The sequence below is a fragment of the Thermomonospora catenispora genome, from assembly GCF_006363815.1.
Classification (GTDB): domain Bacteria; phylum Actinomycetota; class Actinomycetes; order Streptosporangiales; family Streptosporangiaceae; genus Thermomonospora; species Thermomonospora catenispora.
Window position 1 is genome coordinate 112,977 of record NZ_RRYT01000014.1, and the last position, 20,216, is coordinate 133,192.

The window sequence follows — 20,216 nt, forward strand, 5'->3', positions numbered from 1 at the left end:
CCTGCGGCCCCGCTCGGGCGGGAGCGGTCAGACCGCGGCGGCCTGCGGAGGACCGGCCAGCGCCTCGTCGTGCCGGTGCAGGACCAGCTCGGCCAGCTCCGGAGCGGCGCCCAGGACCCCGGAGACGACGGTCGCGCCGGCCGACAGCGACTCGGCGCGGACCTTGTCGGCGAAGTGCCCCGGAGCCAGGAAGTAACTGGCGACCGCGACCCGAGGGGCGCCGGCGTCCCGCAACGCGGCGACCGCCTCGGCGGGGGAGGGGCCGGTCGCGGAGGCGAACGCGGGGATCACGCCCCACCAGCCGGCCTCCCGCCACCCCCGGGCCATGCTCCAGATGACGGCGTTGGCGGCCGGGTCGCTGGAACCGGCCGCCACCAGCACCACCGCGGTCCCCGGGTCGCCGCGTCGCACGCCCGCCTCGGCCAGGCGGCGCTCCAGCGCGGCGATCAGCAGCGGGTGCGGGCCCAACGTGCCGGCGGTGCGCAGACCCAGCCGCGGACGGGCGGTGCGCACCTCGGCCAGCACGCCGGGAAGGTCGATCTTGCTGTGATAGGCGGCGGTCAGCAGCAGCGGCAGCACCACCGCCGCGTCGGCGTCCAGCCCTTGCAGCACCCGGTCGGGGGAGGGCGGCGCATGGTCCAGGAACGAGGCGTGCACCGGCAGCCCGGGACGGCGGGCGCGGACCGCGTCGAGCAGGCTCTCCACGGTCGCCGCCGCCCGCGGGTCCCGGCTCCCGTGCGCCACCGCCACCAGCGGGATCTCGGCCCGGCGCCGGCCGGTCCAGGTCACAGGTGGATGCCGCATTCGGACTTGCCCAGCCCGGCCCAGCGCCCGCTGCGCGGATCCTCGCCCGGCGCCACCCGCCGGGTGCAGGGCGCGCAGCCGATCGAGGGATAGCCGTCGTGGTGCAGCGGATTGACCAGGATCCCGTTGTCGGAGATGTAGTCGTCCATCTCCTGCTGGGTCCAGTTGAGGATCGGGTTGACCTTGATCATGCCGCGCTTGGCGTCCCACTCGACGACCTTGCTCTCGCGGCGGTGCAGGGTCTCCTCGCGACGGATCCCGCTGAACCAGGCCATGTAGCCCTCCAGGGCGCGGTTCAGCGGCTCCACCTTGCGCAGATAGCAGCACAGGTCCGGGTTGCGGCCGTACAGCCGGGGACCGAGCGCGGCCTCCTGCTCGGCGACCGTGCGGGAGGGGGTCACGTTGATCACGTTGACCGGATAGACCGCCTCCACCGCGTCTCGCATGCCGATGGTCTCGGCGAAGTGGTAGCCGGTGTCCACGAACAACACGTCGATGCCCGGCTTGACCGTGGACACCAGGTGGATCAGCGCGGCGTCCGACATCGAGGAGGTCAGACAGATCCGGTCCCCGAACGTGGCCACCGCCCAGCGCACGATCTCCAGCGCGGAGGCGTCCGCGAGCGTCTCCGCGGCCGACTCGGCGATGTCGCGGAGATCCAGGGCGGGGCGGTCGGTGGAGGAATCCAGGACCGTCAAGGGGGACATGCGGGCTCCTATCCCGAGCGTGATGACTGCGCGCCGCGATCGTCGGAGGACGCCGGCGAGGGCGCTCCCACCGCGAGGAACGTCAAGCGGAAGGAGCGGGCGCAGCCGGCGCAGTGCCAGCCGCCCTCCGTCTCCAACGGCCGGAGGTCCTCCTCGCCGCAGTACGGGCAATAGAACGGCGCGGCGCGTTCGCTCATTCCTGCCTCAGGTGTCTCGTGGGTCTCACTGGCGCCGGAACGGCGACCGCCCTATCGCAGATCGGCCTCGTCGGCGCGGGCCACCCATTGGGCGAAGGACTCGCCCTCGGAGCGCTGCTCGTCGTACCTGCGCACGACCCGCTCGATGTAGTCGGCCAGCCCCGCGGAGGTGGTCTTCAGGCCGCGGATCTTCCGGCCGAACGAGGCGCCGACCTGACCGCCCAGGTGGATCTGGAAGCCTTCCACCTGTTCGCCGTCGTCGTCCATCACCAGCTGGCCCTTCAGGCCGATGTCGGCGACCTGGATGCGGGCGCAGGCGTTCGGGCAGCCGTTGATGTTGATCGACAGGGGCTGGTCGAAGTCCGGCAGGCGCCTCTCCAGCTCGTCGATCAGGTCGATGCCGCGCTGCTTGGTCTCGACGATCGCCAGCTTGCAGTACTCGATCCCGGTGCAGGCCATCATCTGCCGGCGGAACACCGAGGGGCTGACGAGCAGGTCGTGCTCGGCCAGCGCGTCGGCCAGCGCCTGCGTCCGCTCCTCGGGGACGTCGAGGATGACCATCTTCTGCTCGGCGGTGCTGCGCACCCGGCCCGAGCCGTACTCCTCGGCCAGATCGGCGATCACGCGCAGCAGGTCGCCGTTGAGACGGCCCACCCGGGGGGCGAAGCCCACGTAGTAGCGGCCGTCCTTCTGCCGGTGGATCCCCACGTGGTCCCGGTGCGGCAGCGGGGCGTCGGCGGGCGGGCCGTCCGGCAGCGCGTACCCCAGGTACTCCTTCTCCAGCACCTCGCGGAACTTGGCCGTGCCCCAGTCCTTGACCAGGAACTTCAGCCGGGCGCGGTTGCGCAGCCGCCGGTAGCCGTAGTCCCGGAAGATCGAGGTCACGCCCCACCAGACCTCGGGCAGCTGCTCGGGACGCACGAACGCGCCCAGCCGCTGGGCGAACATCGGGTTGGTGGACAGGCCGCCGCCCACGAGCAGGTCGTAGCCGACCTCGCCGTCGGCGTTGCGCACCCCGACGAACGCCACGTCGTTGATCTCCGGCACCGTGCACTGCGAGGCGCACCCGGCGATGGAGGTCTTGAACTTGCGCGGCAGGTTGGAGAACTCCGGCGACCCGATGTACCGCTCGGCCACCTCGGCGAGCTGCGGGGTGGCGTCGATGATCTCGTCCTCGGCGACGCCCGCCAGCGGGCAGCCGATGATCACCCGCGGGGTGTCGCCGCACGCCTCGGTGGTCGACAGCCCGACCTCCTCCAGCATCTCCCAGATGGTCGGGACGTTCTCGATCTCGACCCAGTGCAGCTGGATGTTCTGCCGGTCGGTGATGTCGGCGGTGCCGCGGGCGTACCGGTTGGAGATCTCGGCGATGGTGCGCAGCTTGCGGGAGTCGAGCCGGCCTCCGTCGATCCGCACCCGCAGCATGAAGTAACGGTCGTCCAGCTCCTCGTCGGGCAGCGAGCCGGTCTTGCCGCCGTCGATGCCGGGCCTGCGCTGGGTGTACAGGCCGTACCAGCGGAACCGGCCGCGCAGGTCCGCCGGGTCGATGGAGTCGAAGCCGGCCTTGGAGTAGATGTCGATGATCCGCTGCCGGACGTTCAGCCCGTCGTCGTTCTTTTTGTTCTCTTCGTTCTTGTTGAGGGGCTCACGGTAGCCGAGGGCCCACTGACCCTCGCCTCTCTTGCGCTTCACGCTGGGTGGCACGGTCGCGTCCTGTTCCTAGTCGGGGAAAGCGACGCGCAGCGCACCGGCAGGCTTAACAGCCGGCTCGACGGTGAGCAGTGGGAAGTTAAGGGTGACGCCGGCGCACCACGCTGGATGACGGCATGGGCGTGGTCAGAGCGTCACAGACAGATGGCGCTGCGTACCCGCAGGAAATCGACGTGCCGCCGCTTGACCAGCGTCGGGTTCGCAGGCGTCATGACTCGAGGGTGACATGGGGTCGGAGGGACTGTCCAGTCGCGTCCGACATGTGGACGTCCGGGACCGATCATCCTTGCCTGATCCAATTGACCGGAGGCTCGGTGCCCGTGGAATCGTTCCGCTCCGCGGCGCGGCGGTCGCGTTCGGCCCGTTCGGCGGCGGTCGCCGGGGTGGTCCGGTGCTGACAGGGGCACCAGGAGCCACCGCGGCACTGATCGTGGCGGCGTTCCCGGCAGTCCTGGCAGATCACGTCCTCCATTGTGCCCCGGGCGGGCGACGCCTCGAACACGCCCCCGGCGACGCGCGGCCGCCCCCGGCGACGCGCGGCGGGCCCTCCCGCGGGGCCGCCCCATGGGGCCGGCGTCGGACCCGCCGTCCGCCCGCGCGGCCGGACCGGGCCGCGCGTCCGGCGTGTGCGCGGATGCGTCGAGCGAACGTCGAGCAGACGTCGAGCGAACTCCGTCAAAAATGTCAATACATACCCTGACTAGGGCAAACATAACGTAACCTCGGTGCACATGACCCCTTCTACGCAGCCCGGCCTGTTGCGCACCGTGACCGGGAGCATCCCGGCCTCCGAGGTCACCGGATCCGTGCTCTCCCACGAGCACCTGCAGCTGGACCTGCGCTGGCCGCAGCGCCGGCTGACCGAGGTCGCCTCCGATCCGCGCCGCTGGCTGGACGAGGAGCAGGCGATCGTCGCCGAGCTGGGCGAGCTGCGCACCGAGCACCGGCTCTCCCTGGTCGTCGACCTGACCTGCCAGGGCATGGGACGCAACGCCGCGATGCTCTCGCGGATCAGCGCCGGATCCCGGGTCGCGGTGGTGGCCGGGACCGGCTTCTTCACCGAGCCGTTCGCCCCCCAGGAGGCCGCCGAGGCCGATGAGGACCGGCTGGCGGAGCTGCTGCTGGCCGAGATCGGGTTCGGGATGGACGGCACCGGATCGCTGCCCGGCGTGATCGGCGAGATCGGCTGCTGGGGCGCCGCGCCCACCGCCTTCGAGGAGCGGGCGCTGCGCGCCGCCGCGCTGGCCGGACGGGAGTCGGGGCTGGCGGTGGCCACCTACGGGCGGCCCGGCATGACCCTGCTGGAGATCCTCACCTCCGCCGGACTGCCCGCCGAGCGGGTCGCGGTCGGCGGCCAGGACCTGGTGGACGACCCCGGCGCGCACCGCAAGATCGCCGAGAACGGGGCCTATGTCGCCTTCGGCCTCATCGGTCTGGCCGGCGAGGACCGCGCCGCCCTCGACGCCCGGGTGCGGTACGTGCTGGAGCTGCTGGAGGCTGGCCACGGGGAGCGGATCCTGCTGAGCACCGGGGTGTCCCGGATGACCCGGATCCGGCGGTACGGCGGCGCCGGCTACGGCCACCTGTTCGAGGTCTTCGTGCCCGCGTTGCGCGCCGCCGGCGTCGACGAGGCCGCGCTCCGCACGATCCTGCACGACAACCCGCTGCGCTGGCTGACCTCCGGCGCGCGTTGACGCGCCCCCGGCCGGCAGGCCGGAGCACTGCGGACGGGCCCGGCGGCGACCCCGCGATCCGGTCTCGCGACCTGGTCTCACGGTCCCGCCTCGCGATCCGGTCTCACCACTCGGCGCGCCCGGTCCGGCCCCTCGTTCAGCGCGGTCAGAGAACGCGCGACGACCTGCGGCCCCGACTCCGAGCACCGGCTCCGCCCCCGTTCGGCGTCCTCCGCCGGCGGCCGGGAGCGCTCCCGGGCGACCGCCCCGGCCCGCGGGGCGCGGCGCAGATGCGCCGCCCGTCGGTCCCGACCGCCGCGCGCCCTCGCCGGATCGGCCGGCTCCCCGGGACGCGGCCCCGTGGCCTCTACGATGAGGATCTCTCGATCAGCGACCATTCCAGTCGTCGAGGAATCCGACAGGGAGCCCGCTCATGCGCATCCCCCGTGGAGCCGTCCGCGTTCTGCCGCCCCTTTTAGCGGTGCTGGTCTGGCTCGGCGTCGGCGGGGCGCTGGGCCCCTACGCCGGCAGGCTCAACGAGGTCGCCACCAACGACCAGGCCTCGTTCCTGCCGCGCAGCGCCGAGTCCACCCGGGTGCTGGCCGAGCAGGAGAAGTTCCGCCAGGGCGACTCCTACCCGGCGATCGTGGTGTGGACCGCCGAGCGGGGGACCGTCGGCGAGGAGCAGCGCACCGCCGCCACCCGGGCGCTGGCCTCGCTGGCCGGGACGCCCGGAGTGGTGGGCGCGCCCACCCCCGCGTTCGCCTCCCGGGACGGGAAGGCGCTGTCGGGGGTGGTCCGGCTCGAGCCGGCCCGCGGCGAGGAGCTCCGGGCGGAGCTGGACCGGGTGCGCGCCGCCGCCGAACAGGTCCCCGGCACCACGGCGCACATCGCCGGGCCCGCCGCCGTCCAGGCCGACCTGTCGGAGGCGTTCGCCGGCATCGACGGGGTGCTGCTCGCCGTCGCCGTCGTCGCGGTGCTGCTGATCCTGCTGCTGGTCTACCGCTCCCTGGCGTTGCCGTTCGTGATCATCATCGGGGCGGTGTTCGCGCTGGCGCTGGCCTGCGCGGTGGTCTACACGCTGGCCGACCGCGGCCTGGTGCGCGTCGACGGCACCGTGCAGGGCATCCTGTTCATCCTGGTGATCGGCGCGGCCACCGACTACGCGCTGCTGCTGAGCGCCCGTTTCCGGGAGGAGCTGGCGGCCGGCCGCGACCGGTACGCCGCCGGGCTGCTGGCGGCGCGGCGGTCGGCCGGCGCGATCGTGGCCAGCGCCGCCACCGTCGGCCTCGGCCTGCTGGCCCTGCTGCTCAGCGACCTGACCAACAACCGCGCCCTCGGTCCGGTCGGGGCGATCGGCATCGTCTGCGCCGTGCTGGCCGCGCTGACCTTCCTGCCCGCCGCGTTGATGCTGCTGGGCCGCGCCGCCTACTGGCCGTCCAGGCCCCGGCCCGCCGGCCAGGGGCACGGCGTGTGGCGGCGGATCGCCTCCCTCGTCGACCGGGCTCCGCGCCGGGTGTGGGCGACGACCGCGGTGGCGCTGATCGCGCTGGCGGCCTTCTCGCCCGGCCTGTCGGCCAAGGGCGTCCCGCTGGAGGAGACGTTCGTCGGCGGCTCCCCCTCGGTCGAGGCCCAACGGGCCCTCAGCGAGCACTTCCCCGGCGGGTCGGGCAACCCCACCGTCGTCATCGCCGCCGCCGACCGCCTCGACCAGGTCGTGGCCGTCGCCGAGGACACCCAGGGCGTCGCCTCGGCCGCCCCCCTCACCGCCGGACCGGACGGCGCCCCGCTGGTCGTGGACGGCCGGGTGCGGATCGACGTCACCCTGGAGGCCCCCGCCGACAGCGACGCGGCCAAGGAGGTCATCCCCGAGCTGCGCGACCGGCTGCACGCGGTGCCCGGCGCCGACGCCCTGGTCGGCGGCTACACCGCCGAGCAGTACGACACCCGGGTCGTCAACGCCGCCGACCGGTGGGTGGTGATGCCGGTGGTGCTGGGGATCATCCTGCTCATCCTGATCGCGCTGCTGCGGGCGCTGCCGATCCCGCTGCTGCTGATGGCCACCGTCGCCGTCAACTACCTGGCCACGCTGGGCGTCTCGGCGCTGGTGTTCGAGAACCTGCTCGGGTTCGGCGCCACCGACCCGTCCGTGCCGCTGTACGGCTTCGTGTTCCTGGTCGCGCTGGGGGTGGACTACAACATCTTCCTCATGTCGCGGGTCCGGGAGGAGACGGTCGCGCACGGCGCCCGGCAGGGCGTGCTGCGCGGCCTCACCACCACCGGCGGCGTGATCACCTCCGCCGGAGTGGTGCTCGCCGCCACGTTCGCGGCCCTGCTGGTGATCCCGCTGGCGTTCCTGGCCCAGCTGGCGTTCATCGTCGCGTTCGGCGTGCTGCTGGACACGCTGGTGGTGCGCTCGCTGCTGGTCCCCGCGCTGGTCGCCGACATCGGACCCAAGGCCTGGTGGCCCAGCTCCCCGGCCCGCCCCGCCCCTCCGAGTGACTCGGTGTGAGAAGGTAGTCACCCTGGGTAGGTAGAGCCGTGCCGGGATGACCGCCGGGACTCGACCAGGGGGGAGCGGCCATGCCTCACGCCGGTGCGACCCGCCCGGGACGGCGATGAAGGCGGTGCGGGGGCCCACCGACCACGTCGTGGTCGTGGGCGCCGGGCTGTCCGGCCTGTCCGCCGCGCTGCACCTGCTCGGCGCGGGACGACGGGTCACGGTCGTGGAACGCGCGCCCGGCCCCGGCGGCCGGGCGGGCCTCCTGGAGCTGGGCGGCGGCTACCGCGCCGACGCCGGACCCACCGTGCTGACCATGCCGCACCTGGCCGACGAGGCGTTCGCGGCGGTGGGCGAACGGCTCGCCGACCGGGTCGAGCTGGTGCCGCTGCACCCGGCCTACCATGCGCGCTTCGCCGACGGCTCCACGCTGGCCGTGCACACCGACGCCGAGGCGATGGAGGAGGAGGTCCGCCGGTTCGCCGGCCCCCGGGAGGCGGCCGGCTACCGGCGGCTGCGCCGCTGGCTGACCGAGCTGTACACGGTGCAGATGCGGCGGTTCATCGACGCGAACTTCGACTCGCCGCTGGACCTGCTCGTCCCCGACCTGGCGCGGCTGGCGGCGCTCGGCGGGTTCGGCCGGCTGGAGGCCCGGGTCGGCCGGTTCTTATCCGATGAGCGGCTGCGCCGCGTGTTCTCCTTCCAGGCCCTCTACGCCGGGGTGGCGCCGGCCCGCGCGCTGGCCGCCTACGGGGTCATCGCCTACATGGACACCGTCGCCGGGGTCTACTTCCCGCGCGGCGGCGTGCACGCCCTGCCCCGGGCGATGGCGGCCGCGGCGGCCGACGCCGGGGCCGAGTTCCGCTGGAACGCCGAGGTCGTCCGGCTGGAGAGGAGCGGCGACCGGATCAGCGCCGTGCACACCGCGGACGGGGGGCGGATCCCCTGCGACGCCGTGGTGATCACCGCCGATCTGCCGGTCGCCTACCGGCTGCTGGGTCGCCGGCCGCGCCGCCCGCTGCGGCCGGTGCACTCGCCCTCGGCGGTCGTCTGGCATGTGGGCACCGACGCCTCCTGGCCGCACACCGGCCACCACACCCTGTCGTTCGGGGCCGCCTGGGGACGCGTCTTCACGGAGCTGACCCGCACCGGACGGCCGATGAGCGACCCGTCCCTGCTGATCACCCGGCCGGGCGTCACCGACCCCGACCTCGCCCCGCCCGGGCGGCGGCTGCACTACGTGCTGGCCCCGTGTCCCAACACCGTCGTGGGCCCCGGGCCCGAGGCGTGGCGGAGGCTCGGCCCCCGCTACCGCGACCACCTGCTGGCCGAGCTGCAACGCCGGGGACTGGCCGGCCCGGAGACCGCCATCGAGCGGGAACGGCTGGTCACCCCCGCCGACTGGGCCGCCGAGGGGTACGCCGCCGGATCGCCGTTCTCCCTGGCGCACACCCTCGCCCAGACCGGGCCGTTCCGCCCCCGCAACCTCGTCCGCGGCCTGGCCAACGCGGTGCTGGCCGGCTGCGGCACCACCCCCGGCGTCGGCGTCCCCACCGTCCTGCTGTCCGGCAGGCTCGCCGCCGCCCGCATCACCGGAACGCCCCACCCCGCCGCCCGTCCGGCCCGCGGCCCTCGCGCCCTGGCCCGATGACGGCCCGACGAAGGACACGACCGCCGATGACACGACGAGAACTGGACGCCGCGGGGATCACCGACCCCGCCCTGCGCGCCGCCTACGCCCGCTGCCGGAGGCTGAACGCCCGGCACGGCCGGACCTACTTCCTGGCCACCCGGCTGCTCCCGCCGGCCCGCCGGCCCGCCGTGCACGCCCTGTACGGGTTCGCCCGCCGGGCCGACGACATCGTCGACGACCTCGACAGCGGCGCCACCCGCCGGGAACGGGCCCGGGCGCTGCGGAGGCTGGAGGAGGAGCTCCTCGCCGGGCTGCGCTCGGGCACCGGCGCCGAGCCCGTGGTGGCCGCCGTCGCGCACACCGCCGCCCGATACGACATCGACCACCGGCACTTCACCGACTTCCTGGCGTCCATGCGCGCCGACCTGTACGTCACCGGCTACGCCACCTACGCCGACCTGCGGGCGTACATGCACGGATCGGCCGCGGTGATCGGGCTGCAGCTGCTCCCCGTGCTCGGCACCGTCGTCCCCCGGGAGGAGGCGGCGCCGCACGCCGCCGCGCTCGGCGTCGCGTTCCAGCTCACCAACTTCCTGCGGGACGTGGGGGAGGACCTCGACCGGGGACGCGTCTACCTGCCCGAAGACCTGCTGGCCGCGCACGGCGTCGATCGCGCCCTGCTGCGCTGGAGCCGCGACACCGGCCTCCCCGACCGGCGCATCGAGGCCGCGCTGCGGGACGCCGCGCAGCTCGCGCACGCCGCCTACCGCGAGGCCGAGCCGGGGATCGCGATGCTCGACCCGGCCTCCCGCCCGTGCGTCCGCACCGCCTACACCCTGTACCGGGACATCCTCGGCGTCATCGAGTCCCGCCGGTACGCGGTGCTGCACCGGCGCGCCGTGGTGCCCCGGCGGCGGCGTGCGGCGGTGGCGCTCGCCGCGGCGGGCCGGGTCGCCGCGCTCAGGCTCAGACCCGCCGCGCGCAGGCCCGCCGCGCCCGTCGAGCGAAAGGAGCCGATCCGGTGATCCCGCTGCGGCCGCACCGCCCGCGCCCCTGGCACGCCCAGCGTCCCACCTGGCGCGAGGCCAGGCCCGCGCTCATCGACCAGGCGTTGAAGCAGGCGCTCGCCCGGCCCTCCGGCAACTGGTACGTGCTGGGCGCCTCCCGGGAGATCGTCCCGGGCCGCCCGTTCGGCCGCCGCATCGGCGGGCTGGAGATCGTCGCCTGGCGCGACCGCGCCGGCCGGCTGCGCGCCGGGCCCGGCGCCTGCCCGCACCTGGGCGCGCCGCTGTGGAGGGCCCGGGTGGTGGACGGGGCGGTGGTCTGCCACTGGCACGGGCTGGCGCTCGACGGCTCCCCCTGCGCGGGCTGGGAGCCGTATCCGACGCATGACGACGGGGTGCTGGCCTGGGTCCGGCTGGACGAGCTGGGCGGAGAGCCGCCGCTGGAGCGGCCCGTGATCCCCGCCAGGCCGCACCCGGCCCGCTCCATCGACGCGGTGTTCACCGGCGTGGGGGTGTGCGAACCGGAGGACGTGATCGCCAACCGCCTCGATCCCTGGCACGGCGGCTGGTACCACCCCTACTCGTTCACGGACCTGACGGTGGTGGGCGCGCCGCCGGAGGAGGAGCTCACGGTCGACGTGTCGTTCAAGGTCGCCGGGTGCGCCGTGGTGCCGGTCCGGGCGAGGTTCACCGCCCCGGAGCCCCGCACGGTCGTCATGCAGATCATCGAGGGCGAGGGCCGCACCTCGGTGGTGGAGACGCACGCCACCCCGCTCGGATCGGACTCCCGGGGCCGACCCCGCACCGCGGTCATCGAGGCCGTGATCGCCACCTCTCCGCGGCCCGGCTTCGCCCTCGCCCGCAAGGCGTCGCCGCTGGTGCGCCCCCTGATGCGCCGGGCGGCCGCCCGGCTGTGGCGCGACGACCTCGCCTACGCCGAGCGCCGCTGGCTGCTGCGGACCTCGGGCCGTTTCCCCGGCTGACGCGCGCCCAGCGCCTCTCCCAGCGCCGCCGCCGCGCGCAGCACCGCGGAGCGGCCCCGCCGGGGCACCGTCCACAGCGCATGCCCGCGCACGTTCCAGCGGGCCAGCAGGGCGTTGGCGGCCAGGAACCCGCTCGTGGCGGCCCGCTCCATGAGCGCCACCGGCAGGCCGGTGCGCACGTGATCCCCCGCCACCGTCACCGCGGGGTCGCCGGTCCGCACGGTGAGGCGGTCCCGATGGGAGCCGACCGCGAAGAGCGGGCAGTCCCGCCGCCACAGGTGCCGGGCGTCGATCACCCGGGCGTCGCGGGTCTCGGGATAGACGCGGTGCAGCTGCGCCAGCAGCCGCTTCCGCTCGACGTCGGGATCGGCCTCCGGGGGGAGGGCGTAGGCGTGCAGCTCCACCACCGAGCCGCCGGTCCGCGCCGACCAGCGGGCGGCCTCGCCCTCCCAGCGCTCCAGGACGCTCACGTTGTCGAGCGTCTCGTAGCCGCCGGTGCCCAGGAAGCCCGGCCGGTCGGGACGCACCCGCCGGTCCAGCCACAGCCGCGACACCAGGAACGGGGGAGCGGTCCGCAGCCGTCCCACCCGCGCCCGCCAGGCCGCGTCGCACAGCTCCGGGGACCGCTCCACCAGGTCGCGCAGCCCGGCGACGTCCAAGGCCAGGACGACGGCGTCGTACCGCTCCCCGTCCACCAGCACGCCCCCGCCGGGGCGCGGCCGGACCTCCTCGACGGGAGCGCCCGTCCGCAGCCGCGCCCCCAGCCGCAGCAGATGCGCCCCCAGCGGATCCCACAACGCCCGGGGGAAGGGCTCGGCGGGCACGTCGAACAGCAGCCCCTCGGCCGATCCCAGGAAGTAGATGTGGAACATCAACGCCAGCTCCGCCGCCGACAGCTCGGCCGGGTCGGCGAAGAAGCTCCGGGAGAACACCTCGAACGCCAGATGCCGCGCCGCCGACGGGAAGCGCACGGAGTCCAGGAAGTCCCGCGCCGAGAGGGCGTCGAGCCGCTCGTAGATCCGCGGCACCCGCACGTCCAGCAGCGGCGAGGCGGCCACCGGGTCCATCCGCGCCAGGTCGCGCCAGCCGAACGACGGGCTGAGCGCCACGAACCCCAGCGCGTTCCACGGCGGGGTCCGCGGCACCCGCGCGAAGCCGTCCCGCATCCCGTCGGCGTGCCGCACCGGATAGTCCGGCAGGCCGGTCAGCATGCCCAGCCCGCCGTCCGCCCGCCGCAGCAGATTCCGCAGGTTGTAGTACTGGCGGAAGAACGCGTGGAACCCCCGGCTCATGGTGACGCGGGACCCGTCCGCCAGCGTGGTCGGCCACCCCGCCACCCGTCCGCCCAGCACCGGCTCCCGCTCGTACACGGTGACCTCGACGCCGCGTTCGGCCAGCCCCGTCGCGGCGGCGAGCCCGGCGACGCCCCCGCCGACGACCGCGACGCGCGGGCCCTCCCCGGTGCAGCGGTCCCGTCCCCCGGGCGCGGGCAGCGCGCACGCCCGCCGGTCCCGCGGCGCGGTCATCGCCGCCCCACCACGGTGTGCACGATCCCGGTCTGCCAGCCGGACACCGGCAGCGCCCGCACGTCCCGGAACCCGGCCGCCGCCAGGCGCTCCCGCAGCTCCCCGACGGTGTCGAACTCCGCCACGCTGCGCCGCAGATGCCGGTACAGGGCGGCGTCGCCGGTCAGCGAGCCGGCCGGGACGATGATCCCCCGGCACACCGCCGTCCACACCGCCCGGTGCAGCGGCGATCCGCTGAGCGTGTACTCGTGCACGGCCAGCCGGCCCAGCGGCGGTCCCAGCAGGGCGTGGATCGCGGCCAGCACCCCGTCCGGGTCGGCCACGTTCCGCAGCAGGTAGGCGGCGAACGCGGCGTCGAACGGGCCGTGCACCCCGGCGTCGGCCAGCCGCTCCACCGGGGCGTGCACGAACCGCACGTTCGGCGGCCAGCGTTTGGCGGCGGCGCGCTCCAGCATCCCCGCCGAGGCGTCGACGGCGATGATCTCCGCGTGCGGGGCGGCCCGCAGCAGCGCCGCGGTCGACGCGCCGGTGCCGCAGCCCAGATCCAGCACCCGCAGGCCCGCCCCGCCGTCCGGCAGGCGCAGCCGACGCGCAGAACGGCGCAGGTGGGAGTGGTATCCGGGGTTGGCGGCCACCAGCCGGTCGTAGGAGGCGGCGGCCCGGTCGAAGGCGGCGGCCAGCTCGGCGTCCCGCAGCGGCGCGTCCGCCCGCCGCTCCTCCCGGTCGGAGGGGGAGCGGTGCGGCGTGGTCCGGACGGGGTCCTCCGCCTCCGGGCGCGACGGGCGTGACAGGCGTGGTGCTCTCATGGGCGCTCCCGATGGGGTCGACGAGGCAGCAGCGGAAGCTCGACGGCGGTGCACAGCATCGGTCCCACCGGGACGGCCAGCCCGATCGCCGCGTCCTCCCACAGGCGGGACCGCCCGTCGAGGAAGCGCAGCAGCCGTTCGGCGGGGATGCGGCGGAACAGACGGGTGAAGAACTCCGCGCCCTCCACCCGGCCCTGATCGAGGGCCCGCAGCAGCACCGCGTCCATGGCGCGGGCCCGGGCCGGATGGGGCGGCGGCGGCACCGGCTCCGCACCGCGTCGCCGGGCGGCGGCGATGGCGCGGCTCTGCCGCTGCACCGCCGCGAACGTGTAGCCGGTCGCGGGTCTGGTCGCCCCGCCCGCAGTGCCGATGCGGAACACCGAGCTCCCGACCCGGCGGGGGAACACCGCGTCGGTCATGGGGATCACGCCCTGCTCCTCGCCCGTCACCCGCAGCGGACCGAGCCTGAGGACGTCGTCGGTGTAGCGCCGCAGGGCCCGCTCGTAGGCGGCGGCGCGCAGCGGGGCGGGGGAGAACTCGGTGTACTCCACCAGCGCCTCGCGCGGCCCCAGCGGCAGCACGTATCCGAACGCCAGGCCCCGGGCGGGCTGCGGCACGCGGAAGTCCATCAACGACACGACGTCGGGGTCGAACGCCGGGTGTTCGGTGCGCACGAACCAGCCCCGGAAGTGCTGCAGCAGCGTCGTGCGCGCCGGCGGCAGGCTCTGCGGGGGGCGCGAGTCGAACGCCCAGCGCGCCCGCAGCGTGATCCGCCGCCCCTCGGCCGTGACGCCGTCGACCTCCGCGCCCGGGCCGACGTCGCGCACGCCGTCGACCCGGGCGCGCACCCGCCGCACTCCCGGGCATGCGGCGGACACGAACGCCTCGAAGTCACGGGAGCGGATCATCTTGTACCGCAGCGGATCGATCCGCCGGACCAGTCTCTCCCCGTCGTCGCCCACCACCTGCAGGCGGGTCCAGGAGGCCCCCACCGCCTTCTCGTAGTCCCCCTCGCCCGCCTCCCAGAAGCACCAGGTGCGCTCGGGCGGCCGGGCGGGCGCGTCCACGAGGGTCACCGTCGGCGACCCGCCGCGGTGGACGAGGTGGTAGGTCAGCGAGAGCCCGGCCGCCCCGGCCCCGATGATGACGATCTCGGACTCGTTCATGCCCCACCCCCGGAAAATCGCTGTACCCGCTGAACCCGCACTCGCTACCGTGGGCGGGTCGCACCGGGGCGACGCCCCGTCGAGGAAGACGCCCGATCGAGGAGGAGGCCGAGCCGTATGGCGGTCATCGCCGTGCCCGCTCACCGGTTCTCCTCGTCGTTCAGGGCGTCCGCCTGATCCACGCGCCCCTCACCGGGGCGGCGGGCGCCCGTGTCGGAAGGGCGCTCTCGTTGACCTCATCCCGTTCCTCATCTCGTTCCTCATCCCGTTTCACCCTGGCCGAGCTGGGCTGGGACGACGGCTGGGAGGCCGCCTTCGCCGAGCACGCCGATCATCTGGCGGGCCGGGTGGCCCGTGTCGACAAGGGGCTGTGCACGGTGCTGTCGGAACAGGGGGAGCTGCGCGCCGGATACGGCGAGCGGCCGCCCTGCGTCGGGGACTGGGTCGCCGTCCGCCCCGGCCCGGCGCCCCGGGTGCGGCGGATCCTGCCCCGCCGCACCGCCGTCGTCCGCGGCGGCGTCGGGCGCGACCTGCGATCGGGGATGTCGGGCGATTCGTCGCGGCAGGTGCTGGCCGCCAACGTCGACGTGGTCTACATCGTCGAACCGGCCGCGCCCGACGCCGATCCGGGCCGCATCGAACGGCTGCTCGCGCTCGCCTGGGAGAGCGGCGCCCGGCCGGTCGTCCTGATCACCAAGGCCGACCTGGCCGCCGACCTGCCCGGCCTGCTCGACGCCGTCGCCTCCGTCGCCGTGGGCGCCGAGGTGCACGCGGTGTGCGCGCTCGACGGCCGCGGCCTGGAGGCCGCACGGCTGCGGCCGGGGAGCACCGCGGTGCTGCTCGGCCCGTCCGGAGCCGGCAAGTCCACCCTGGTCAACGCGCTCGCCGGGAGACCGGTGATGCGCACCGGGGAGGTGCGAGCCGCAGACGGGCGCGGCCGGCACACCACCACCCGCCGGGAGCTGCTGCTCCTGGACGGGGGCGGGATGGTGATCGACACGCCGGGCCTGCGCCGGGTCGGCCTGTCCGACGAGGCCGCCGAAGGGGTGGCGCGGACGTTCGCCGACGTCGAGGAACTGGCCGCCGAGTGCCGGTTCGCCGACTGCGCGCACCGGACCGAGCCGGGCTGCGCGGTGCTGGCCGCGGTGGAGTCCGGCGAGCTGCCCGAGCGGAGGCTGGCGAACTGGCGCAAGCTCCAGCGCGAGGCGGAGTGGATGGCGGGTCGCGCCGACGCCAGGCTGCGCGCCGAGCAGACCCGACGCTGGAAGATCATCCACAAGGAGATGCGTCGATCGGGCCGTAACCGTCCTTGATCGGTCCCCTTGAGCGATCCCCCGCCTGTCCGCGGATGGGGCGCGGCAGGCGGGGTAGGGGCCGTAGCGGAAGCGGTCTGAGAGGTGATCGCGATGGTCTTCGAGAGGACCGGTGGCGGTGCGGCCGTGCACGTGCGGCTGCCGTTCGCCGACCGGGCGGAGGCCGGCCGTGTGCTCGGCGAGCTGCTGATGCCCCATGGACTGAGCGATCCGCTGGTGCTGGCGCTGCCGCGCGGCGGGGTGCCGGTGGCGGCGGAGGTGGCCGGCAGGCTCGGCGGACCGGACCGGCCGGCCGCCATGGACGTGCTGGTGACCCGCAAGATCGGGTATCCGCTGCAGCCGGAGCTGGGGGTCGGCGCCGTCGCCGAGGGCGGTGAGCCGGTGTTCGACCGGTCCCTGCTGGAGCGGCTGGGGCTGACGGAGGCCGATCTGGCCGACACGGTGGCGCGGGAACGGGCCGAGCTGGCCCGGCGGGTGCACGTCTACCGGGGCGGGCGGCCGCTGCCCGACCCGGCCGGCCGGGCGGTGGTGGTGGTCGACGACGGTCTGGCGACCGGGGTGACCGCACGGGCGGCGCTGCGCGCGGTGCGAGCGCGGGGCCCGGCCCGCCTGCTGCTGGCGGCTCCGGTCGGCGCCCCCGACTCGGTGCGGGCGCTGGCGGGCGAGGCCGACGAGATCGTGGTGTGCGCCCAGCCCACGGCGTTCCGCGCGGTGGGGCAGTGGTACCGGCGGTTCGAGCAGCTCACCGACCGGGACGTGATCCGGCTGCTGGAGGGGGAGCGGCGGTGACGGCGCTGACGGTTCCGGCGGGGGACGTGCGGCTGGCCGGGGATCTGGTGGAGGTCCCCGCGGAACGGGCGGTCGTCGTGTTCGCGCACGGCAGCGGCAGCGGCCGGCACAGCCCGCGCAACCGGCGGGTCGCCGAGCACCTCAACGAACAGGGCTTCGGGACGCTGCTGTTCGATCTGCTCACCCCGGAGGAGGAAGAGGCCGACGCGCGCACCGCCCGGCTGCGGTTCGACATCGGACTGCTGGCCGGCCGGCTGGAGGAGGCGATCCGCTGGCTGCGGTCGACGGCCGACGCGCCCGCGGTCGGGGTGTTCGGGGCCAGCACCGGCGCCGCCGCCGCGCTGGTGGCGGCCGCCCGGCTGCCCGGCGATGTGGCCGCGGTGGTCTCCCGGGGCGGTCGTCCCGACCTGGCCGGGCCCGCGCTGGCCGAGGTGCGCGCCCCCACCCTGCTCATCGTGGGCGGGCGGGACGTGCCGGTGATCGGCCTGAACGGACGGGCGCTGGCGGCCATGCGCGACACCGACCGGCACCGGCTGGTGGTGGTGCCGGGCGCCGGGCACCTGTTCGAGGAGCCCGGCGCCCTGGACGAGGTCGGCCGGCTCAGCGCGGCATGGTTCGCCGAACACGTGCAACGGTGAATTTTCACCGTGGAATGTCCGGCTCACGCCGGAATACGACCGACCCCAGAAAAAGTGCCGGGGGGATTGGATCAAGGCAACGCAAACGGCCCCGGCGGACGGGGCCGTGAGGATATTCGTGTGACGCACCGGAGGGCGTTGGGCGCGGCGTGAAAAACGCGTGCGCCGTGACGTCCGGCGCGCTTGCCGTGCCTTGGGTCAGGCGGCGTTGGCGCGGCGCATGCGGCGGCGGCGCTCGGAGGCGCGCTCGTCCTCGTTCAGACCGCCCCAAGTGCCGTACTTCTCGGGCCGGGAGACGGCGTAGTCGAGGCACTCCGTGCGCACCGGACAGCCCATGCAGATCTGCTTTGCCTTACGCTCGCGAATCTCGCGCTCGGGCTGACGCTCGCCGTCGGGCCCGAAGAAGAGCACGAGGTCCTCCCCCCGGCACGCCGCGGCGTCCTGCCAGCCCCAGCTGGGACGAGGGAGGTTTGCCTGCCGACGTACCTGAGCCATGGAACACCCACCTTGGTTGGTTGCTGAGCAAATTTCGGACATGGACGCTCGACGAGCTTTCAAGGAAGCGCCGAAAGGTCCAACGTCTGGAAGCGCCGCTCTGTTCCCCGGATCCCGTTTGCGATGGAGTCCTGGAGCCGTGCGCGGCGGGAAGCCCGTGAAATGGGACCTCCAGGAGGTTACACGAGGGCCGCCGGGTTGAGAAGGGTGATCCCCCTAACAACCCACGATCCGTTGTTCTGCGAGCAGTCGGACCCGCACTCGTGCGCCGCTTCGACGCGTTCGATGATCGCCCGGTAACGGGCTCCCGAGACATCGATGACCGCTTCGTACGGAGATGTCCCGGTGAGAGATTCCACAGAAACCGCGTTCACACCCAACTCGCCGGTGCGGGAGCGGACGAAGTGCTCGGCCGCCTGCGCCGGCTCGGGCAGGCCGGCCCGGCCGCGCAGCCGCTCCAGCGTCAGCTCGCCGCGCAGGTACGCGGCCACGGCCGCCTCCGCCTCGGCCGCGCCGAGGGCCCCGTAGTACAGGCCGTGGGGGAGGCACACCAGGTTCGCCGCGTAGCGGTCGCCGCCGACGTGCGTCGTCTCCCAGACGAGGGAGCCGAAGCGCGCCGACAGCGCCCGGGCCAGCGGAGCGCCGTGCCGGGCGCAGCAGACGTTGCGCCGCGCATGGGTGCACACCAGCACGACCGGCTCCTCGTCGGAGAGCGGCTCCCCGAACTCCGGCCGCCGCCCGGCCGCGACGGCGGCGAGCATGTCATCGTCCAGCTTGTCCAGCTCGGCCAGGGTCGACAGCCGCCGGCCCTCCAGCCACACCGGGCCGCCCGGCATGGAGGACCCGACGTACACCTGCAGCGGGGGGACGGAACGGCGTCCCGCACGGCCGGGCCGGCGGATCAGCTGCGGGCGCACCCCGGCGGCGAGGGCGCGGGCGACGGCCGCGGCGACGGGGGCGGGCCCGGTGAGCCGCTCGATGCGCTCGGGCCAGGGCCCGGGATGCTCGATCAGCAGCCAGGAGCGCGCCTTGACGGTGGCGGAGGCCAGACAGGGCAGCTCTCCGGTGTGGCTGCCCGGGCAGTGGTCGCAGCGGCTCGCCGACGGCACGCATCCCCCCGAATCGAACATCGGATCCCCGAGATCTTAGGTAAGACTAAGCTAACAGTCGAGGGAAGGATCCGAGGGGGACGCCCCTCCCCCTAGCCGATCGCCGACTCCTCCACCAGACGTTCGGCCAGCGCGAGCGCGGCCGCCCGGTCCTCGGGCACCAGCCCGATCCGGGTCCGCCGGTCCAGCAGGTCCTCGGCGTCCAGCGCCCCCTCGTGCCGGACCGCCCAGGCCAGCTCCACGCCCAGCACCGGCGATCCCGGCGCCACCGGCTCCAGCAGCTCGGGCCGGTCGTCGGCCAGCCTCGCCACCGCCGGGGCCTCGGCCCCGTAGCGCCGCACCAGCCGCCGCGGCACCCCCCGGTCGATCAGCGCGGCCAGGCGTTCCCGCGGAGCCGCCCCCACCAGCGGCAGGGCGCGGGTGCGGCACGGCCCGGCGGACAGGCCGCCGACCCGCACCGCCGCGTCCACCGCGTCCTCGGCCATCCGCCGGTAGGTGGTGAGCTTGCCCCCGACGACCGTCACCACCCGGTTCCGGTCGACCAGCACCGCGTGCCGGCGGGAGATGTCGGCGGTGCGGCCGTGCCCGTCGTCCAGCAGCGGGCGGAGCCCGGCGAACGCGCCGGCCACGTCCCGCCGGCGCACCGGCGTCTCCAACGCCCCGGCCAGCACGTCCAGCAGGAACCCGATCTCCGCCTCGCTCGGCTCCGGGACGTCGGGGATCGGCCCGTCGACGGGCTCGTCGGTCAGCCCCACATAGGTCCGCCCGTCCGGCTGCGGCAGCACCAGCACGAACCGGTTGAGCTCCCCGGGGATCGGCACGTGCAGGCCGGCCCGCAGCCCGCCCAGCGTGCTCGAGCGCAGCACCAGATGGGTGCCGCGCGAGGGGCGCAGTCGCACCCCCTCGGCCAGGCCGCCCGCCCATACCCCGGTGGCGTTCACCACGGCGCGGGCGCGCACCCGCAGCTCCTCCCCGGTGAGCTCGTCGCGGACCAGCGCGCCCCCGGCGCCCAGCCACAGCGCCCGCACCCGGGTCAGCACGCGGGCGCCGTGCGCGGCGGCGGTCCGGGCCAGCGCGGTCACCAGCCGGGCGTCGTCGGCCAGCCGCCCGTCCCACGACAGCAGCCCGCCGCGCAGCCCGGTCGCCCGCAGCGCCGGGGCCAG

The 20,216-nt window shown here is 74.9% G+C and carries 17 protein-coding genes; 8 read left to right on the top strand and 9 right to left on the bottom strand.

What is annotated here, in order from left to right; genetic code table 11:
• Nucleotides 1-27: 27 nt before the first annotated feature.
• The 3 genes from EIO00_RS13315 to EIO00_RS13330 all read right to left on the bottom strand — a co-directional run bounded on the left by EIO00_RS13315 (nt 28) and on the right by EIO00_RS13330 (nt 3,412).
• Nucleotides 28-804, bottom strand: a complete 777-nt coding sequence (locus tag EIO00_RS13315) for a sirohydrochlorin chelatase (protein WP_140178740.1) — start codon at nt 802-804, stop codon at nt 28-30.
• On the bottom strand, nt 786-1,511 hold the full coding sequence (locus EIO00_RS13320) for a phosphoadenylyl-sulfate reductase (protein WP_175596212.1): 726 nt from the start codon (nt 1,509-1,511) through the stop codon (nt 786-788). Before EIO00_RS13320 ends, EIO00_RS13315 begins: the two co-directional genes overlap by 19 nt.
• 248 nt (nt 1,512-1,759) lie before the next feature.
• The gene (locus EIO00_RS13330; protein ID WP_140178744.1) at nt 1,760-3,412 is read right to left on the bottom strand and encodes a nitrite/sulfite reductase; all 1,653 of its coding nucleotides are present in this window, start codon (nt 3,410-3,412) and stop codon (nt 1,760-1,762) included.
• Between the two features lie 737 nt (nt 3,413-4,149).
• Here EIO00_RS13330 and EIO00_RS13335 point away from each other — a divergent pair.
• The 5 genes from EIO00_RS13335 to EIO00_RS13355 all read left to right on the top strand — a co-directional run bounded on the left by EIO00_RS13335 (nt 4,150) and on the right by EIO00_RS13355 (nt 11,211).
• Nucleotides 4,150-5,112: a phosphotriesterase family protein gene (locus EIO00_RS13335; protein WP_140178746.1), complete on the top strand. Its 963-nt coding sequence runs from the start codon at nt 4,150-4,152 to the stop codon at nt 5,110-5,112.
• 412 nt (nt 5,113-5,524) lie between these two features.
• Nucleotides 5,525-7,603 (top strand): MMPL family transporter, encoded by a 2,079-nt coding sequence (locus EIO00_RS13340; RefSeq protein ID WP_140178748.1) that lies wholly within the window; start codon nt 5,525-5,527, stop codon nt 7,601-7,603.
• 106 nt (nt 7,604-7,709) lie between these two features.
• Nucleotides 7,710-9,242 carry a phytoene desaturase family protein gene (crtI, locus tag EIO00_RS13345; RefSeq protein ID WP_140178749.1) on the top strand — a complete coding sequence of 511 codons (1,533 nt, stop codon included), beginning with the start codon at nt 7,710-7,712 and terminating at the stop codon, nt 9,240-9,242.
• A gap of 26 nt (nt 9,243-9,268) precedes the next feature.
• Nucleotides 9,269-10,249 (top strand): phytoene/squalene synthase family protein, encoded by a 981-nt coding sequence (locus EIO00_RS13350; RefSeq protein WP_140178751.1) that lies wholly within the window; start codon nt 9,269-9,271, stop codon nt 10,247-10,249.
• Nucleotides 10,246-11,211: a DUF5914 domain-containing protein gene (locus EIO00_RS13355; protein WP_140178753.1), complete on the top strand. Its 966-nt coding sequence runs from the start codon at nt 10,246-10,248 to the stop codon at nt 11,209-11,211. The genes EIO00_RS13350 and EIO00_RS13355 overlap by 4 nt, the downstream gene beginning before the upstream one ends.
• Here the strand turns inward: EIO00_RS13355 and EIO00_RS13360 are convergent.
• The 3 genes from EIO00_RS13360 to EIO00_RS13370 are packed head-to-tail and all read right to left on the bottom strand — an operon-like array spanning nt 11,160 to nt 14,709.
• A complete protein-coding gene (locus EIO00_RS13360; protein ID WP_140178755.1) occupies nt 11,160-12,737 on the bottom strand; it encodes an FAD-dependent oxidoreductase in 1,578 nt (525 codons plus the stop codon). The genes EIO00_RS13355 and EIO00_RS13360 overlap by 52 nt on opposite strands.
• On the bottom strand, nt 12,734-13,543 hold the full coding sequence (locus tag EIO00_RS13365) for a methyltransferase domain-containing protein (protein WP_140178757.1): 810 nt from the start codon (nt 13,541-13,543) through the stop codon (nt 12,734-12,736). The genes EIO00_RS13360 and EIO00_RS13365 overlap by 4 nt, the downstream gene beginning before the upstream one ends.
• The gene (locus EIO00_RS13370) at nt 13,540-14,709 is read right to left on the bottom strand and encodes a lycopene cyclase family protein (RefSeq protein WP_140178759.1); all 1,170 of its coding nucleotides are present in this window, start codon (nt 14,707-14,709) and stop codon (nt 13,540-13,542) included. Before EIO00_RS13370 ends, EIO00_RS13365 begins: the two co-directional genes overlap by 4 nt.
• Nucleotides 14,710-14,939: 230 nt before the next feature.
• On the opposite strand from EIO00_RS13370, the gene rsgA reads away from it, so the two are divergent.
• The 3 genes from rsgA to EIO00_RS13385 all read left to right on the top strand — a co-directional run bounded on the left by rsgA (nt 14,940) and on the right by EIO00_RS13385 (nt 17,449).
• Nucleotides 14,940-16,022: a ribosome small subunit-dependent GTPase A gene (rsgA, locus tag EIO00_RS13375; RefSeq protein WP_175596213.1), complete on the top strand. Its 1,083-nt coding sequence runs from the start codon at nt 14,940-14,942 to the stop codon at nt 16,020-16,022.
• 93 nt (nt 16,023-16,115) lie between these two features.
• Complete coding sequence (locus EIO00_RS13380; protein WP_140178762.1) at nt 16,116-16,811, top strand: phosphoribosyltransferase; 696 nt, start codon at nt 16,116-16,118, stop codon at nt 16,809-16,811.
• The gene (locus tag EIO00_RS13385) at nt 16,808-17,449 is read left to right on the top strand and encodes a dienelactone hydrolase family protein (RefSeq protein WP_140178764.1); all 642 of its coding nucleotides are present in this window, start codon (nt 16,808-16,810) and stop codon (nt 17,447-17,449) included. The genes EIO00_RS13380 and EIO00_RS13385 overlap by 4 nt, the downstream gene beginning before the upstream one ends.
• 198 nt (nt 17,450-17,647) lie before the next feature.
• Here EIO00_RS13385 and EIO00_RS13390 read toward each other — a convergent pair whose 3' ends face one another.
• The 3 genes from EIO00_RS13390 to EIO00_RS13400 all read right to left on the bottom strand — a co-directional run.
• Nucleotides 17,648-17,944 carry a WhiB family transcriptional regulator gene (locus EIO00_RS13390; protein WP_021600082.1) on the bottom strand — a complete coding sequence of 99 codons (297 nt, stop codon included), beginning with the start codon at nt 17,942-17,944 and terminating at the stop codon, nt 17,648-17,650.
• A 179-nt stretch (nt 17,945-18,123) separates the two neighbouring features.
• Entirely contained in the window at nt 18,124-19,074 is a 951-nt protein-coding gene (locus EIO00_RS13395; protein WP_140178766.1) for a sucrase ferredoxin, read from the bottom strand.
• Between the two features lie 71 nt (nt 19,075-19,145).
• Nucleotides 19,146-20,216, bottom strand: a 1,071-nt coding sequence (locus tag EIO00_RS13400) for a glycerol-3-phosphate dehydrogenase/oxidase (RefSeq protein ID WP_140178768.1), incomplete at its 5' end; no start/stop codon positions are given.